Origin of the sequence: Paraburkholderia sp. UCT70, assembly GCF_050434085.1 — a bacterium.
Lineage (GTDB): Bacteria > Pseudomonadota > Gammaproteobacteria > Burkholderiales > Burkholderiaceae > Paraburkholderia > Paraburkholderia tuberum.
In genome coordinates this window covers 3,407,901-3,425,383 of the sequence record NZ_JBNPVZ010000004.1, presented here as the reverse complement: position 1 = coordinate 3,425,383, position 17,483 = coordinate 3,407,901, and the positions used below count along the sequence as shown (strand labels likewise).

The 17,483-nt window shown below is 56.6% G+C and carries 14 protein-coding genes and 1 other annotated feature; of the genes, 8 read left to right on the top strand and 6 right to left on the bottom strand.

Annotation, left to right across the window (positions count from 1 at the left end; all coding sequences use genetic code 11):
• Positions 1-6 precede the first annotated feature (6 nt).
• The 3 genes from hsdR to OKW41_RS41540 form a co-directional block, all read right to left on the bottom strand.
• Positions 7-2,439 (bottom strand): EcoAI/FtnUII family type I restriction enzme subunit R, encoded by a 2,433-nt coding sequence (gene hsdR / locus OKW41_RS41550; RefSeq protein WP_429576025.1) that lies wholly within the window; start codon positions 2,437-2,439, stop codon positions 7-9.
• Between the two features lie 56 nt (positions 2,440-2,495).
• On the bottom strand, positions 2,496-2,723 hold the full coding sequence (locus OKW41_RS41545) for a helix-turn-helix domain-containing protein (RefSeq protein WP_429576024.1): 228 nt from the start codon (positions 2,721-2,723) through the stop codon (positions 2,496-2,498).
• 278 nt (positions 2,724-3,001) lie between these two features.
• Entirely contained in the window at positions 3,002-4,132 is a 1,131-nt protein-coding gene (locus OKW41_RS41540; protein WP_429576023.1) for an integrase, read from the bottom strand.
• 1,117 nt (positions 4,133-5,249) lie between these two features.
• On the opposite strand from OKW41_RS41540, the gene OKW41_RS41535 reads away from it, so the two are divergent.
• The 3 genes from OKW41_RS41535 to OKW41_RS41525 all read left to right on the top strand — a co-directional run bounded on the left by OKW41_RS41535 (position 5,250) and on the right by OKW41_RS41525 (position 7,730).
• Positions 5,250-5,711, top strand: coding sequence for a hypothetical protein (locus tag OKW41_RS41535; RefSeq protein ID WP_429576022.1), 462 nt, complete (start codon positions 5,250-5,252; stop codon positions 5,709-5,711).
• 9 nt (positions 5,712-5,720) lie between these two features.
• Positions 5,721-6,425, top strand: a complete 705-nt coding sequence (locus tag OKW41_RS41530; RefSeq protein ID WP_429576021.1) for a protein mobD — start codon at positions 5,721-5,723, stop codon at positions 6,423-6,425.
• Between the two features lie 67 nt (positions 6,426-6,492).
• A protein-coding gene (locus OKW41_RS41525) for an IS3 family transposase (RefSeq protein WP_429576020.1) occupies positions 6,493-7,730 on the top strand; the annotation gives its coding sequence in 2 pieces (ribosomal slippage) (positions 6,493-6,796 and positions 6,796-7,730; 1,239 coding nt in all).
• Positions 6,783-6,899, top strand: a sequence feature (AL1L pseudoknot). (Overlaps the previous gene by 117 nt.)
• Before the next feature lie 59 nt (positions 7,731-7,789).
• Here the strand turns inward: OKW41_RS41525 and OKW41_RS41520 are convergent.
• The 3 genes from OKW41_RS41520 to OKW41_RS41510 all read right to left on the bottom strand — a co-directional run bounded on the left by OKW41_RS41520 (position 7,790) and on the right by OKW41_RS41510 (position 13,387).
• Entirely contained in the window at positions 7,790-9,169 is a 1,380-nt protein-coding gene (locus OKW41_RS41520) for an IS4 family transposase (protein ID WP_429443705.1), read from the bottom strand.
• 436 nt (positions 9,170-9,605) lie between these two features.
• Positions 9,606-10,832: an McrC family protein gene (locus OKW41_RS41515; RefSeq protein ID WP_429576019.1), complete on the bottom strand. Its 1,227-nt coding sequence runs from the start codon at positions 10,830-10,832 to the stop codon at positions 9,606-9,608.
• An 86-nt stretch (positions 10,833-10,918) separates the two neighbouring features.
• Complete coding sequence (locus OKW41_RS41510; RefSeq protein WP_429576018.1) at positions 10,919-13,387, bottom strand: AAA family ATPase; 2,469 nt, start codon at positions 13,385-13,387, stop codon at positions 10,919-10,921.
• A gap of 163 nt (positions 13,388-13,550) precedes the next feature.
• Between OKW41_RS41510 and OKW41_RS41505 the strand changes: the two genes are divergently transcribed.
• The 5 genes from OKW41_RS41505 (at position 13,551) to OKW41_RS41485 (ending at position 17,112) form a co-directional block, all read left to right on the top strand.
• A complete protein-coding gene (locus tag OKW41_RS41505) occupies positions 13,551-13,979 on the top strand; it encodes an HIT family protein (protein WP_429576017.1) in 429 nt (142 codons plus the stop codon).
• A gap of 37 nt (positions 13,980-14,016) precedes the next feature.
• Positions 14,017-14,229, top strand: a complete 213-nt coding sequence (locus OKW41_RS41500) for a hypothetical protein (RefSeq protein ID WP_429576016.1) — start codon at positions 14,017-14,019, stop codon at positions 14,227-14,229.
• Between the two features lie 189 nt (positions 14,230-14,418).
• The gene (locus OKW41_RS41495) at positions 14,419-15,651 is read left to right on the top strand and encodes a hypothetical protein (protein ID WP_429576015.1); all 1,233 of its coding nucleotides are present in this window, start codon (positions 14,419-14,421) and stop codon (positions 15,649-15,651) included.
• Between the two features lie 382 nt (positions 15,652-16,033).
• Entirely contained in the window at positions 16,034-16,996 is a 963-nt protein-coding gene (locus tag OKW41_RS41490; protein WP_429576014.1) for a hypothetical protein, read from the top strand.
• Positions 16,972-17,112: a hypothetical protein gene (locus OKW41_RS41485; protein ID WP_429576013.1), complete on the top strand. Its 141-nt coding sequence runs from the start codon at positions 16,972-16,974 to the stop codon at positions 17,110-17,112. Before OKW41_RS41490 ends, OKW41_RS41485 begins: the two co-directional genes overlap by 25 nt.
• The last annotated feature ends 371 nt before the right edge of the window (positions 17,113-17,483 follow it).

Here is a 17,483-nt window from a genome sequence, read left to right as displayed (position 1 = left end):
AATAGGTCAGGCCTGTTTCCGTTCGTTCTGGTCGTACAGTGCCTGTTCGAGAGCCTGTACGGCCTGGGTGTATAGTTCGACGCTGCCGAAAATGCCGCGCCGGATTTGCGTCTTGCTGCCGAACTGATCAAAAGGCGGCAATTCGAGCACCTTGGCGTCTTCGATGTCCTGTACGCCATGGTCGGCGAACTTGTCGAGCAGGGCTTCGAGCACGGCGCGGGCTTGTTCGCCGTACTGGCCAAACACATCGCGTTTCTTGACGTTGTTGGCGCGCTCGCGACGGGTCAGCGGCTTCTGCTCGAAGGCAACGTGGGCAACCAGATCGAAGACGTCGAGCTCGGCGCCGTTGGGCACGGCCTGTTGCAAGACGTCCAGCAGCACGCCGTGGCCGGCCAGTTCTTCCAGCACGATTTGCTTGCGCTCGGCGCTGTTCCAGCGGCGCAGGAAATCGGTGAGGCTGCCAAACTCGGCTTGCAAGGCCTTCTTGATATCGTCCTTCAGCAGGACGCGGTAATCCTCGGTGATGAGCTTGCCGTCGGCATCAAGGTACTGCGAACGCTCGACGGCGACGCGTACATTCACGTCGTCGATCACATACTTAACCCGACCTTCTCCGCCACCGCCGCCCGTATTGCCACCGGGTAGTGGGTCATCGCCGCCTGTCGTATCGGAACTAAAGGGCGGCGACTCGGGTTCGCCATTGCCGGGTGCTTCAATGACTTCCGGCGGCACCACAGGGTCATCGGGCTTGGGTTCATAAATCACCACCGGTTCGCCGTCGAAGTCAGGGTCGGCGAACAAGCGCGTGGCGCCCTTGAAATCCATGATGGTGAAGTAGAGTTTCTGATAATCCTCGCGCAGGCGGGTGCCGCGTCCGATGATCTGCTTGAACTCAGTCATCGAGTTGATATTTTGGTCCAGCACGATGAGCTTGCAGGTCTTGGCGTCCACCCCAGTAGTGAGCAGCTTGGACGTGGTGGCAATGACCGGATAAGGTTCGTCGTTGTCGATGAAGTAGGAGAGTTGGGCCTTTCCTTCATTGTCGTCACCGGTGATGCGCATCACGTAGCGTCGGTTGCTGGCAGCAGCTGGGATGATCTTCACCAACTCTTGACGCATGCGCTCGGCGTGGTCCTGATCGTCACAGAAGACAATTGTCTTGGCCATCGGGTCTGTGGCTCTTAGGTATTCCCAGACCTTGCTGGCCACCAAGCGGGTACGCTTTTCCAGCACCAAGTTGCGGTCGAAATCCTTAGTGTTGTAGAGGCGTTGTTCGACTGTCTGGCCGAGCTTATCGACCTTGTCCTTTTCAGGCGTGTAGCCCAAGGCGTCGGCATCGGTGGCAATGCGGATGACCTTGTAGGGCGCAAGAAAGCCATCCTCGATGCCCCGCTTGAGCGAGTAGGTATAGACCGGGTCACCAAAGTAAGTGATATTGCTGGCCTCCTTGGTTTCCTTGGGCGTAGCGGTCAGGCCGAGGTGACTGGCGCTACCGAAATAGTCGAGCACGTCCCGCCATGCGGAGTCATCGGCGGCACTCCCACGGTGGCATTCATCGATCACCACTAGGTCGAAAAAATCCGCAGGGAATTGGCGGTAGATCTGCTTCCACTCCTCTTTGCCCGTCACGGCCTGGTAGAGCGCCAAATAGATCTCGTAGTTCTTCTTGACCTCGCGATTGGCGACCTTGTGCATCACCTCGCCAAATGGGGCGAAGTCCTGCTGCATGGTCTGGTCGATGAGGATGTTGCGGTCAGCCAAGAACAGGATGCGCTTCTTGGCCTTGGCCTTCCACAACCGCCAGATGATCTGGAAGGCGGTGTACGTTTTGCCCGTACCGGTGGCCATGACCAGCAGCACCCGTTGCTGGCCTTTGGCGATGGCTTCAATGGCGCGATTGATGGCGACACGCTGGTAGTAGCGCGGCTCCTTGCCACTGCCATCGGTGTAGAAAGGCTGTTCGACCAGCTTGACGGCGGCGGCAGCAAGGCCCTTCCATCGCTGGTAAAGCGGCCACAAGTCGTCCAGCGACGGAAAGTCGGTGAGTGAGAGTTCGCGCTCGACGGGTTGCGTCAGGCCTGTGCGGTCATGCAGCAGGAAGCCATCGCCGTTGCTGCTAATTGCAAAGGGTGCATCCAACATCTCGGCATAGGCCAAGGCTTGCTGCATGCCATATCCCAAAGAAAATTTCGCCTGCTTGGCTTCGACAACGGCAATGGGGACGTTCGGACGGGCGTAGAGAACGAAATCGGCGCGCTTGGGGCCGCCTTTGGCGTCGGGGTTTTTGACGCGTGCAGCGAGCTTGCCGCGCACCATCACGCGGCCATTGGTGAGTTTCACCTCTTCACGGAACTGGTCCTGCTGCCACCCAGCCGCCCGAATAGCAGGGGTAATGAACTTGGTGCAGATATCTCGTTCGCTTAGCTCGTTCTTATCCACCCCGGTTCTCCCCTTGTTCTGCCGCTGACTCCCCCTTGGCAGTGAAAATGCCTCGATCAATCATTCGCCGCGGCGGTGTCCTCATCGGGTGCGTACTCCAGAAGATCGGCGACACTGCACTGGTAGTGCCTACAGATGGCATTGAGAGTCTCAAGGTCAATGCGCGACGAAGTCTCGCGATAGAGACTGGTGACCGTGTTACGCGACAAGCCAGTTGCACGAAGCAAGTCGACGATCTTTTCCTTGTTCTCGCCCATTAGGCGCGACAGATGAATTCGAATCACTTAAGCACCGGTAGGCATGGAATCAAATGGGTCGCGAAACCGTCAACTAGGTGATGTTTTTCACTATCAAGTTTACCATAGCCAGTGCAGCTGACCGCGCTAACCGACCCTGAACTACCCCTCCTCATCTCGGCCGCTGGGGGACTGTCCTGCCATGCGCAAACGACGCTCGTCCTGCCACGCGCCCACGACTGCTTTGGGTGACCGTGCCTTGCCGAGGGTATCCCGATTGGCTCGGGCACCACGGTTAGGAGTTTGAGCACCACAATCCTGTTGACTTATTCAAGACGTTTCGCAAGGTCTTCTGCGCGGGGATGGTAGTAGCGCATGAGCATGCGTGGATCCTTGTGTCCTGTGATTTTCGTCAGTTCATGCATCGGGAAGATCGAAGCCAGGCGTGAAATGGCCTCGTGCCGCAAGTCATGAAAGCGAAGGTCAGTCAGGAACTTACCATCCGGTCGTTGCTTGGCCGTCTTGCACTCCTCGACGTACATATTGCGGGCACGCCTTACGGCTCGTTCGAAGGCTCTGGTGATGGCGTCACTGCGTATCTCGAACACCCGTCCAATATCTGCGTTTTCGTCGTCATGGGCTTTTTCCTTGACGTGAGCAAAGGCATCTTTCAGGGATTGCAACAAGGCCACGGCACGCGACGACAGGGGTACGTCGCGCGCGCTACCGTTCTTTGTGGCCGGCAGATGAGCTACCCGCCGCTTGAGATCAACGTGCTCCCATCGCATCGCCACAATCTCGCCTCGACGCATCGCAGTTTCGACTGCCAGCCAGATGATAGGCGGCAAGAGCGCGGAGCCGCTGGCTGCCACAACACGCTCAAGTTCACCATCCTGTGCGCCACGATCCGTCTCGGCATCGGCCGCGCCCGACGCTTCGCGGGCGAGATCGCCAGCGGCAATCCGGCGCGTCCGCGCATTATTGGGCTGGGGCTTGCGCACCAGCTCCACGGGATTTGAAAGGCCTTCCATACCCCACTCTTTGCGAGCGATGCTGAATGCATGAGATAGAACTGCCAAGCGGCGCAGCACAGTGGCCGGCTTGTAGTCTTTCAGCCACCGATCCCGTAACCGAGCCACATCAGCGCTGCGGATCGCTGCGAGCGGCCGCTTGGCTATGTCTTCCATCCTGCAAGCACGCAGTACGGATTCTTCCTGCGCAGCCCCTTTCTTGGTCGGCACTACCTCGGTCTCGTACCGGGTCAACGCTTCATGGAGCGTTGTCGTCTCGGCCTCGCCGCGACTGACCCACACGCCCCGTGACATTTCCGACTCGATCATGTTGGCCCACGCTTCGGCCTCAGCTTTGGTCTCGAAGGTCTTGCTCTGCCCCGGATAGCCACGCCGACGTATCTGTGCTTCCCACTGATAGGGGCCACGCTTGCGAAAAGTTGCCATCAGCCACAATCGTTGTTCGTTGGTGTGGCAATATTGTGGCAAATAAGATTGGTGTGCGCCAGAAGCATTGATGAATATGGAGATGTTTTTACATTCGCAATGCGAAGGTCAGGAGCTTTTTTATCCTTCCCTGCTCAACATGAGCCTTCCCCACAACGACCCATCCTTCATATCACGCGGTTACGGTACGGAACTCAACGGAAGACGCGGACGCGATCTGATGGCCCCAACGTTTCGGATACGCCGTCTGAGCCTATCCGTTGAACCATGTTGCGCGGCTCATGCCATTTTTTCTTTTGCTGCTTGTAGATTGTCAATTACGATGGCCGCCCGCCAAGATGATTGTCGTTCTCTAGCTGCTGCCGAGCGGTCCTTTAGCACCCCTAGGCGTACGCCGATGCGTAGCGTTCCATGGGCAAATACGACTAGTCATCGTAGATGGCGCCGAAAACCGGCGCCAGCCTATCCTGCAGTACCTCATTTTTAAGTTTGCTTTTTGGCTCAACGCTAGCCGGATGCACGTGATTTACAACTCTCATGCGACAGAATTTCCATCGCGCGTAATCGCGGTGCGCAACGTGCTCAACGCAATGCTACAAAAATGAAAGTCGCATGCGTGTGGACGGTTGATTCAAAGTACATCTGGTGTAAAAGCAGCGATGTTGGCAGTCAGCGCGCGAGAAGCGGAAAGTGCCACTTACACGCCATCCTGTGTAACACAGGTGATACTCGTGTGCACGCGCTGTTGCATGGTTGTGATCTTCGGTCCACGTCGGACGACGTATGTAAGACGGCAGTGCGTTAATGACGGTTCAATAAGGGTGAGCATTGAGTTTGTCTACCTGTAGTCTAATAGGTGCCATGGCTGTACTCCACGTTGCTCGACGCGCACCTGATTGTGGCGCCGACGACGTCCGTCTGCGCGTGCGGCAATGCACGTTGACTTTTACGTAAATCGATGAGTGTCAAATACCAACATAAAAATTATTTTCGGTTCCTCTACGTTCCTATGGACTCCGATGTATTCCATCAGTCGTGCTGATCGACATGAACAGGTATTGACGATGGACAAATGCCTACGCAAGATATATGTGAGGACGTCGCATTGGAGCGAATCATGCCGGCTGTCAGGAGTTTCACCCGAGGGCAGTGGGAGGCACTCGGGAGGAGGCTGGATGCACTTCCAGAAAAGGCGAGAGACGATCAGCATCTCAAGGTAGGAGACGGCGTTCAATCCATTCGGACGCAAATCAGTACGGCGCGGGAGAAGGGTTACACCCTCGGCGAACTGATAGAGCAGGCAGCGCAGGAAGGGATCGACGTGAATCTCAATTCGTTGAGGTATGCGATGCGACGCGCTGACAAGGCGCGAATCCATCGCGAGAACAAAGAAGCGATACGAACTTATGGCGCTGCGCCAGCACGGACGAGCAAATCGGCCCGGACGACTACGGCACGGGACAGCCCGCCGCGGGCCGAACCAAAGCAGAATCAGAGTGGGCGAGAAAACGGGCGAGAAGTCACACAGATGCAGGGCAACCTCGGATTTCCGATCAGTCCTGATACCGAAAACTTGTAGAGGTGAGACATGGCAACGGAAAATCCTCCCATTTATATGATCGGCGGCAGTAAGGGCGGTGTGGGCAAGAGTTTCGTGACGCTGGCCCTAGTCGACTATCTGCGACGCGTGGACGTCAATGTCGCGCTGGTCGAGACCGATACGTCCAATCCCGATGTCATGAAGGCCATTCATGATGAAGTCGAGTGCGCGTCCTGCGATTTGGACGACGTAAGTGGGTGGATGGATCTCGTCAACTTTTGCGATGCGCACCGTGATTCGGTGGTCGTCGTTAACACGGCGGCTCGTAGCCAGGCGGGTGTAGCGCATTACGGCGGGACACTCGCCAATGCGCTCGACGAACTGGCGCGACGTCTCGTCGTATTGTGGGTCATCAATCGACAACGCGATAGCTTGGAGTTACTTCTGAAATTCGGCGCGACTTTTCCGAGGGCTGTTACACATGTTGTGCGCAACGGTTATTTCGGGGCGTCGGAAAAGTTCGCGTTGTATCGGGAGTCAAACCTGCGCAAGGCGATCGAGGAACAAGGTCAGTCGCTGGATTTTCCTGATCTCGCGGATCGTGTCGCAGACGAATTGCGCAGCCAACGTCTGTCGATACGCAAGGCGGCGGAAACAATGCACATTGGAGAGAGAGCGGAGCTGCTGCGCTGGCGCGCATTGTTCAGCACGATGTTTGCCAAGGTGACGCCTGTTTCTCGAAGTCACGGGTGAATCACCTGGTGGTACCCTGAACCGGCCCGGGATTTCCGGAGGCTCCACTTCTTGAGAAAATGGAGCTATGGAAAACACCAAGAAGAAGTCCCCAAGGTACTCGCCGGAAGTTCGTGAGCGGGCTGTGCGAATGGTGCTGGAACACCAGGGCGACCGCGAATCGCAATGGAAAGTGATCGCGTCGATCGCAGCGAAATTTGGCTGCTCGGGTGAAACGCTGCGTAGCTGGGTGCGCAAGGAAGAGCGGGATCGGGGTTTGCGCCCGGGCACAAGCACGCAGGAGCAGGATCGGCTCAAGGAACTGGAGCGGGAGAACCGTGAGCTGCGCCAGGTTAATGAAATCCTGCGCAAGGCGTCAGCATATTTCGCACAGGCGGAGCTCGACCGCCGACCGAAGTGATGATCACGTTCATCGATGATCACCGGCACGTCTACGGGGTCGAGCCGATCTGCAGGGTGCTGCCAATTGCCCCGTCGACGTACTACACGCATGTGGCCCGCCGCGTCAATCCAGGCCTGGTGCCGCCGCGGGCCCAGCGCGACAGGATGCTCAAGGATGAGATCCGGCGCGTGTGGGAAGAAAATTTCCAGGTGTATGGCGCAGACAAGGTCTGGACGCAATTGAAGCGGGAAGGCATTGTCGCGGCGCGCTGCACGGTCGAGCGGCTGATGAAGCAGATGGGCCTGCGCGGTGTGGTGCGGGGCAAGACGGTACGCACGACAGTGAGCGATGGTTCGACGCCGTGCCCGAAGGATCTCGTGAACCGGCAATTCACCGCCGAACGGCCCAATGCGCTGTGGGTGTCAGATTTTACCTATGTATCGAGCTGGCAGGGCTTCGTCTATGTCGCGTTCATCATTGACGTGTTCGCCCGACGCATTGTCGGCTGGCGTGTGTCGAGCTCGGCGCGCACGGACTTCGTTCTGGACGCACTGGAGCAGGCCTTGTACGAGCGACAGCCGACGCAGCAGGACGGGTTGATACATCACAGCGACCGCGGCGTGCAATACGTATCGATCCGCTATACGGATCGGCTGGTCGAGGCTGGCATTGAGCCGTCAGTGGGCAGCGTGGGCGACTCCTACGATAACGCACTGGCGGAAACGATCAACGGCTTGTACAAGGCAGAGGTGATCCATCGCCTCGGACCATGGCGCAATCCGCAGGCCGTTGAAATTGCGACGCTCGAATGGGTCGACTGGTTCAACAATCGTCGGCTCTTCGGCCCCATCGGCAACATTCCACCTGCTGAGGCAGAAGCCGCTTATTATTCAAAACTCGCTGGGTCCGCCATCGCGGCGTGACTCAAGCAAAACAGCCTCCGGGAAACCCCTCAGGATTACCCACAAGTAATGTGATGGTGCTATTCGTTTTGCCTGAATATTCGGTACATCATCGTGATTTCGTGCAGGACAAGAAATCCACGCCAGATGACGGTAGGACCAGGTGGACGATCATGCTTTCGAGCGAGATATCCGCCGAGTCTGGCGATCCACAAGATGACCTGCGCGAGTGACGGCGGTTTATCAGGTATTTCGGTACTGCCATGCGTACGACAGTAGAGGGCTCGCCACTCGATTGGCTGCAGCAATACTTCGCATGGCAGGTTGCCATCAAGCCTGGCAAGCAACATGGAGTACAGGATCCTCCAGCTTACGACGGCGAACAATGCGGTGGCGCGGACGAATCGATCGAGATTGCCAAATTGGCGGGCTTCAATGCGACAGCCACTTTTAAGCACACGATGCCACGATTCAATCGTCCATCGGCGCGCATACCATGCAAGACGCTCGAGGGCCTCTGCGTGTGTTTGCGTAGGCACCGAAGTCAGTAGAAGCCATTCCAATGGCTCTGCTCCTTCGTCCAAGTTCGTTTCCTGTGCATGAATTGCAAACACTTCAATTTCGGGAAGCTTCTCGCGACGACGATTTTGCGGCGGACGAAGGCGTACGGGCATGCAGCGCACAACCAGCCGTGCGGTGCGTGCCTGGCGGTTTTCGCGTGCAGGCACCTGCAGTTGCGCCTCTCCAAGCACTGGCGAGGCCAGCACGGTTTCCCACAAATATCGATCGGGGTGAGCAACGCGTCGGTTCCACGACGCGCGCACCAACCAGTCGACACCGGCAGGCCGCTGCGCCAGGAACACGTCATAGACATCGCCTTCACGGTCGCTCACGCCGATGACATGCGTGCACGGACAGTGCGTCTTGAGTACGCCCAGTTGCTCGATGCCTTCGAGCCATTTCGCGCTCTCTTTCTGTTGTACGGTTCGTTGCCCACGCAGATGTTTCTTGCCCAACTCCTCGTGCCTGCGTATCCAGGTCTTCATCCCGATCACCCCGAGTGGCAGCCCCTCTGGCGTGAGCGCAAGCAGACTGTGTATCAGGAAACCACGCACATGTGGATCGGAGCCATATCCCAGACCTTCGGTTGCCCGCAGATGAGACAAATTGAACTCGGTGGTGTCCTGAACAGCAAGGACGACTGGCACCTGTTGCATACGACACAGCGTTTGACCGATGTGCCCACCCAGCACGCCATCGACATCCACGTGCGGGTTGTCGAAAAAACGATATGCCGCCTTCAGCTCCGAACCATTGAACGACTGCGGAAAAGAGCAATGTGGGCCCAACGAAAGCTTGCGTGCCAGCGTCACGAGCCGTCTGGTCAGGCGAGCGTCGCCGAGCTCGGCGGCGCCAAACTCTTCATTTGCCCAATCATCAAGGTCAGATGTGTCCGACAATGCCCGACATCACAGATCACGAACCGGATCAAAGTTAACATCGGTCGTCACCGTTTACAAGCCATCGCCCTTCAATCGCACAGTCGCGAGCGACTTATGGGTAATCCTGAGGGGAAACCCGGGGCGGTTCACCCGGTCTCGTGCGTTTGCGTAAGTATCGGGTCGCGTTCACTCAGTCCGGCCACCGTTTAGCTCTACGCTCCGATCGATAAGACGGGCCGGGTGGACATTGCGCGCCCGCTCGCCGAGCGCCCGCACGGTCCACCTTTCGTAAGATTGAGTACGCGCATTGCTAGCACATCGAGACTCGAGATCGAAGTCGTTGTCCCTCCCCTGCGTACCCGCCGTTGTTGGTGAACCGCTGATAGGGGTTGCGCGATCCCAATATTTAGGTGGCGGATATCCAAATCTCGCGTCAACTAAGTACCTCTTTTCGCTAAAAGGCCAGACGCTCCTCCGTGGTACTAAGGAAGAACGCGTTCCTCAGGCGTGCCACAAGATCCTTCCCATTGGCCACGTCGACGCTGGCAGTCTCGATGACCGTCTGTTGACCTGTGATCTGGAACCGCGCCTGAATGCCCTCATTGCCGCCAAGCCCCTCGTGATGGGGATAAAGCAGGGTCAGCCGGGGTGCCTTGTAGAGATGGGCGTAAGCCATCATCTGGTAGACGTCGCCTTGGGAAACCCCCTGCTTCGGATCATCAATCCGCGGGGATATGCGTTTCCACTTCGTGTCGATTACATGGGTAGCCTGTCCCCCGCGCCAGATCAGTATGTCAGGCCTGGTCTGGAATACGGCACGCGCGTCCTCCAGTGAGGTCAGACAGAACAGCCGCCCACCTTGCAGCGTTACGCGGAACTCCGTCCCGGCGAGAGCGCGCAACACCAATCGACCCACATACTCTTCGAAAAGCGCGTTCATCTCAAAAAGGAGCGCCGTGCCTTGCCCTGAGCCACCGCTAGTCGTCTGGTATTGGTTCCGCAGGAACAGTTGTGCCATGCCGAACAGGTCCTGCCACGTGCGGTTGGTTCGATCGATAACGACCTCTGCCCAGCTTAGGGCCGGTGCCGGAACATCCGTGATATCGGCATACACGAAGGCCAACTCACGAAGCCGCTGCTGGTTCGTCGCATTTCGAGACATCTTGAACAGGTGCGAGACGGCTGCCTTCATGATGCGATTGAGCGCGATGTCTTCCGATAGCTCGTCGAACCGGCAGGCAAGACGTCCCGGGTTAGCCGCGTGGAGGGTGAATTGACGCGGTACATTCAGTGTGCCGCGTAGCGTTGAAAGGTCGTCCTCGTGGCCGAGATAGCGACGAGGTATGCCTCGACGGAGCGTTTCGGTCAGCTTGTCACAAAATATACGGATCAGGATTTCGAGAAGCGTCTCGCGCTGCCAGTCGAGTTCCGTAATCCGTCCCGTCTCGATTTTCAGATCCAGGGCAACGGCGAGCATATGGACGAGGCGCTTGCGGATGGCAGCATTCTGACGGGCAGGGCCTTCCTCGAATGCGATGTCGATCTTAGGAAGGATCTCGAGGTTGCAGTCCTGCGTAGCGAGCACACCAACCACACCGCGAGCCCGCAACTCGTGCCGTCGATCCTCCAACACTCCATTGCCGCCCGGGCCAGCGAAAGGCGAAGTCTTGGCCAGTGTCACAAGCCGGCTTGCCATATGTGGTGGAATGCAGCCCTCCGCATCGCCATGGGGCAGTGTCTCCCACTCGCGGAGAGTGAAGGATGGCCTCAAGCTTCGAACTCCGAGAAAGCGAACTGGTCCTTCACACGCCACCGCAGCTTCTCACCAGCAAAATTGTCCTCTTCAATCCCGGCAGGCGCGGCAAGCCGCCGTGCCTCCAGGAACTGTGCCTGGCCTTGCGCCGTGTCACCTAGAACGGCGGCAACCTTCGACCAGTCCTCGTAGAAATACTCGGCCAGCAGCGGGATTATCTTGTGGCGCATCACCTCTTCGACGTCGTCGCGGGTCGTGCAGTTGGTGAAATAGGCGTGCCCGATCTGATGGTCCCGGTCGAAGAGATACTCGATACGATCGTTGATGGAGGTCAGGAGCTTCTGCAGATCGATTCCGCCCACGTTTTTCGAAAGGACCATCGGGTCCGGCATCAGCTCGCGGAACGTGAAACGACGGCGGAGCGCGGCATCCAGAAGCGCAATGGACCGATCGGCCGTGTTCATTGTGCCGATGATGTGGAGGTTCGCTGGGACGCCGAATGGTTTCTTCGAATAGGGCAACACGAGGCGTATTTCATTCTGCATGCCCAGCCGCTTGTCTGGTTCTAGAAGCGTGATGAGCTCACCGAAGACTTTCGAGATGTTCGCCCGGTTGATCTCGTCGATGATGAGGACGTGGTCGCGCGCTGACTGGCTTGCGCGAGGTGTCTCAACGCCGAAGACAATCGCTTCCAGTGCGTCCCAGTCCACAAGTGACTGGTCGAGCTTGTAGACCGAATGCCGCCTGAAGCCGTTCGGGTAAAAGCGATCACGCGCAGTCCCGTCGCTGTCGCGCCAAAGCCACTCCACATTGCGGCGGTGTGGATGGAATGCCGCATCAGGTTCGTAGAAATATTCGCTGGTGACTCTGCCAAATGCCTGGAACCGATCCCGCCCATCTGAGACGACAACATAGTCGCCAACCTGCATGTCGGCCCTGAACGAGAAGGTGATTACGATGTTTCCATCGTGCCCGGTCGCCTCGGGATCCTTCAGGGTTCTCCATTCGGAGAAGATCTCGTTGTAGTCATCGAACCGCTCGTCTGACCAGTCAATGTCCCCGCCCCAACCAACATGGATCAAGTCGTGATCCAGGCCGAAGAGGATCCTCTCATCCTCGATTTGTCGCCTTCCCAGTGCGACCTTGAACACACGGGCGGAACGGTCGAGCCGCGCTGATGTATTCCCGCCTCCCTGATCAAGTCTTGCACGCTCGCTGACGCGCTTCAACACGCCATCATATGGCTTAAGGCAGAAGCCGGAGCTAGTTTCCCCCTCCTCTGGTCCCTCACCAGCATCGTCTCCAGTGCTTGGCCGTAGCCCTTCGACGAATTCCTCGTAGGACATGGACTGATGGAAGGTCACGAACTCGATTCGTCCTTCGCTTGCCAAACGCCGATACTCGTCCATCAACGCTTCACGCTTCTCGCTTTCCTGAAAGTCCACAGCAACCTGATCGCCAAGACAAAGCCGAACCGCCTCCCACGCGGTGCGGTAAGTTTTGCCCGTGCCGGGCGGTCCGTAGAAGATCAGGTTGGTTGCTGAACGCGTTGGCGTTGTTGTTGCGTCTGTCACGGTGGCTGCCTCCGCCTGCGATGCGAACTTGTATGTGAAGATGGTCGAGCTGCTGGGGTTGGGCTTGGTATGGGATGGTGCGGGAACTTGGGCTAACTGCTGAAACTTCTCGCCGCCGAGCGCGCTACAGATGGTAGGGAATCTGTCTCGTAAGCCCATCGCTTCGGCGATCTCGCTGGCGCGAATAGCGACCTCGGCAGCGCCGCGCTCTCGCGCTGGTTCCACGAAGTAATTCAGTGCGCAAAGACGTATTCGGTCTGCGTCGCTTATCAGGTGATCATTGTGTTCAGGGGGAAGGATGGGCTTGTCATCTCGATCCACAATGATGAAGCCCGAATTGTGTAAACGCGAGGCGGCCGCTTTCTGCCCCCAGCCTCCACTGAAGTCGGTCTTTTTTAAGATAAAGCCGACAAGGGGCTTCGAAGGATAAACGCGATTTCGACGCTCACGACTGGAGCGCACCCAAAAATCGCGAGGGTCCCCAAACCGACTGAAGACATCTGAGTTTTCACCAGTTTCGCCGTGCCGATCAAAGGCGTCCATAGCCCCTTCAATCTCTGCTCTTGTAAAGACACCTTTTGCGTCGGTTCTAATGGGAACGTTCATACTAGCCGGTCGCCAATGACTGCCATTGCTGTTGCCGTCGATAACTACACCTGCCGCACGACTCTGGCTGCTGAAGACATGATCGACGCTGAAACGGAAAAGCGCCGGGTTATTATCGGGAACCAGAACACCCTGTGCCACCAAACGATCGCGTTCGGGCCTATCCCGTTTCTCATCCGGGGAACCTTCCCGCATCGCGGTGGAGCCTTGGCGAACGACAAAACCATTTGGAACTGGTTTGCCGAAGGCTAAGGCCTGTTCTTTTTGGATCTGAAGCCACTCACCTTCATCTTTTTCCATCATCTTCTTTCACTTCTGAGTTTCAGAAAAACCCAACGCACAGAGTGCGCCCCCCAGTTGCATCTGCGCGACTGTATCGCATTTGGCCTCCCGCAGGCGCGGCGCGCGAAAAACGAGCGCCAGCCCCTCTCCATTCCCATTTTGTGAACTGCCGATTGAAAGGATCGTGGACCGTAACGAGGCGGAGTTTGCAGTGCGCGACGCGTATCCTGTGTACCGAGGGCACACGCTGATTATTTCCAGCCGCCACGTTAGTTCCCTGTTTGAATTGTCGACGCCAGAACGCGACCAGCTTTTCTCTCTCATTGACCGCGCAAAAAGTGCTCTGGACGAGCAATACCGGCCCGACGCTTACAACATCGGAATCAATGACGGCGTCGTCGCCGGCCAGACAGTGCCGCTCCTGCACATCCATCTAATGCCTCGCTTCAGGGGGGACTTGTCAGATCCGCGAGGCCGCATGCGATGGATCATCCCGGAAAAGGCCGACTACTGGAGCAATGGCGATTGCCGCTTCGCAATCGGCTGTTGGAGTGACTGGTCTTGCAAAGACCTTTTTAACGAGCTTCGATTGCGCGCAAGCATCCAACGATGACGAGATTGCACTATGTGGTGAACCCGGACTTGCTGCCATGGACCGGCAATTGGGGCAGTTGTACAACGCCGCACTCAAGACGATTTCGAATCCGCCGGCTCTCAAAAATCAGAGTCCGATTGGCTGTTCACGTGCAACAGGGATTTTGGGTGCCTGCGCCACGTTTATGGCGAACGTATCGGTCAATTCTTGGGTTTCGCTTGGTTCGAAGCCGCTGATCCCCGTGGCAAGCGAAGCTGATAAGCCTTGACTTTGACGCAGGCGACGGGCGATTGGCGGCTCCGGGTCGTACCCAGCCGGCGAGTCAGTCGTCGCTTTATGCGATCGGCATGAGTTCACAACCGGCGAGGAACGACATCGGCGAAACGGCTTCAAGTGAGTCCCCCGGGGGGAATTTAATGCGGGTAGACACAAAAACAAGACACACAGGCATTCCACCATGGTCGTCGATCTTAGCTTTTCTTTCGATCGAGGTACTACTTTTCTTCAGCACGAAGATAACAAACAAACGTGCCGAGAAGCTGACGAAAGGGTTACCATCTTACCGTCGAGCGAAGCCAACGGTCGATCTGCAAGTGGAAGCAGGCTTGCTCCCATACGGTGGCGAATACTTGCTTACCAGTACATTAGTTGCCGAAGACAAGGAGCTATTGAAAATGGCTCAAGACAGGATTTGGCCGATGCCGCCCGGCCAGCCAACAAATGGAAAATTATGAACCCGTCCCAATTTTGGAAAAACTTTCGACTTGGCGAGGAGATTCATATCTCGGGCATGTTCATCTATAACGGCCTTCGGCGATTCCACGAAATAAGGAAGTTGGATTTCGCCGATGAACTCTTCGAGTTCCTCTACGCACTGTCCGTGGGATTCGAGCGACTGCTGAAAACCGCCGTAGTCCTTTACGAGCACAACGACAGTACCGATCAAGAGGAGTTGGAAAAGTCCCTCGTCACTCACAACCACCTCGATCTTGCGGCGCGTCTCCGCAGGCATGTTGAACTAAACTTCGGAGTGGCGCACACCGACTTGTTGGGTTTACTCGGTACTTTTTATAAATCGCTAAGGTATGACAGATTTGCGCTCACTTCGGTCTACGAAAACGAGAAGGAGGCAAATGCGATTCGGGCACTATTGACCAAGCACTTGCAAGTCGAAATTCCAGCAAGGGATTCTTTCTTTGGCACTGACAACGACGACAGATACCGAAAATTTATTCGACGGACAGTTCTGAAGATAGCGAGAGACGTCTACGAGGTGATTGAAAGTCGAGCGCGACAGATCAATCTCTACACGTACGAGTTACGCAATGGGTCGAGGGCCGAAAGCGTGTTTCTCCGAGAAGTAGACATCGCTGACGAAGACGTATTGTGGAAAGAGTTGCTCATCTTTTTCATGAACGTTAAGGCTGATACGGGCTACCTCAAATTTCTCAGAGAAACCCAGCCTCTTAACTTCGATCCGGCGTTGGTACCTGACTACCTCGATTGCTTCCAGTCGGACTCGTCAAAAGCTAGCGTAATGGATGAACTGGAGCACCATTACGGTGAAATGGAGCGCGACGAACGTAACGAACGGATGCAACGCATGGGCGTCATAGGAGCACCCAACATTTTCTTCACCGAAGATGATGACGATATTGACGACAACGACGGGTCGGAAGAGCAGTTTTGAGGCTCTCGCGACCGTCTGCTTCTTGATGTTTTGAGAGACCGCTGTGGTGGTTTCGGCCGATCGCGTCGGGCGGATTGGGCATCGACTTCAGAGAGGCCGATTCCAGCTGATTTCGGACCTTTGCCTTTCGGTGGTCAGGAATGCGAGTCTGACGGAAGCCAGTGGTGTACTTGCAACCCTCAGCCGCTATTCACGCTCGCCTTTGGTCATCGATCGCTTCTTACGAAGCAAGTAACGGACGCCACCCCGGTCTACGACCCATCCGACGTAAGATAACGGCTGTAGCCAGCGGCGACTCGGGTGCCTGCATGATGGATCCATGGCTCGTCATAGGTATCGCGGTCGGACACCGATTTCATAAAAGAACGAAGGCACAAACAAAATGGATGGCAATCAGAACAGAATTTACTGGTCCGACGCTGAGCGTTTTGAGCGTTGGATCGGAGACTTGCTCGGTCGCTTCGAATTCCCGGTGAAAGAATTTGGTGGACGAGACCCATTGGACTTCACGATCGAGTATGAGCAGATGCTTGTGGCGATTGAGGTCAAGTATTTCAGAACGGTTAGCGCCATCAAAAGCATCATTAACGATGCCGCGGCGAGATTGAGTGCGTTCGTCGCTGTCCATCGACAGTATCAGGGCGCAATACTCGTGGTCTCATCCGTTGTTGAAGCAGTCCACATTGACGCTCTTGCTGCCAAGCACGGGGTGTTCGTGGCTGACGCATTGACATTGCGTAAATGGGCTGAGGACTTCCCAGACTTGGCGGGCCAGCTCGAGCAACTGCTGCCAATGCTTCGGGAAGCACCTGCGGCCCCCATCGAAGAATCGCTGCAGAGGCAAAGATTGGCCGCCCCGCTGCTGGACAGATTGCTCTCACTCGTCACAGTAGCGGCGAATAAGCCACATTCGCCCCCTCGCACGACAGGTCGCGACTTATGTCGAGAGTTGCACGCTCTCGCAAAAGGTAAGACGACCGCGAGCAAGTTCGAAGGCCTTGGCGCGCGGATTTTCGAGTACCTGTTTCAGGAGGGCTTGGATTGGAAAACGCATCGAACGCAGAAGCGCAACGCAGACGGACTACACATCTTCGACCTAGTTTGCCGAGTGAGAGGAGGAACGGCATTCTGGGACTTCGTGTTGAAGGAGTGCCGCACTCGATACGTGGTGTTCGAACTGAAAAATTACGCGGGGAAAATTGGACAGAACCAGGTGTATTCGACAGAGAAATATCTCTTCAAGGAAGCGTTTAGGTCCGTCGCTATCATTTTTTCAAGCTTGGACCGAACGGCAATGCGATTGAAGCGTCAAGAGGTGCCATGCGAGACGGCGAGAAGCTGCTAATTCACGTCAACGATGCCGATATTTGCAAGATGCTCGAGCTCCGCGACGATGACGATGACCCTGCGGATTATCTGTTTGCCCTGGTTGACGAATTCCTGATGGAATTAGGTCGTTGAACGATCCGACATCCTCTGGGTGCCTACCATGCGGGTTGCAATGCTCGCTAGGTACGGTCGTCGGAGTTGCAATCGCGACGTACGTCAGGTCCTGCTTGCTACTGGAGACGAAGCGGAAAACACGCCGCGCCGGAATAAGAAAAGCTGCTCCGCCGAGGGAGACATGACGGTCGGAATGTGGGCACTTAACCGCCCGGCAGAAGCCGATTCGCGAACCACCGCTAACGGCCGGCGATAACTCGCCGGTCGACTAGGTGCGGCGTGCGGCGACTGAACTTCAGAAACGGTCGTTGCGGTGGGGCGGGTGCGAACGGCGGTTGAGGGGTCGCTATCCGTCTTTCGTGCCCCGTTCGGCGATCGCGATCGCCGAT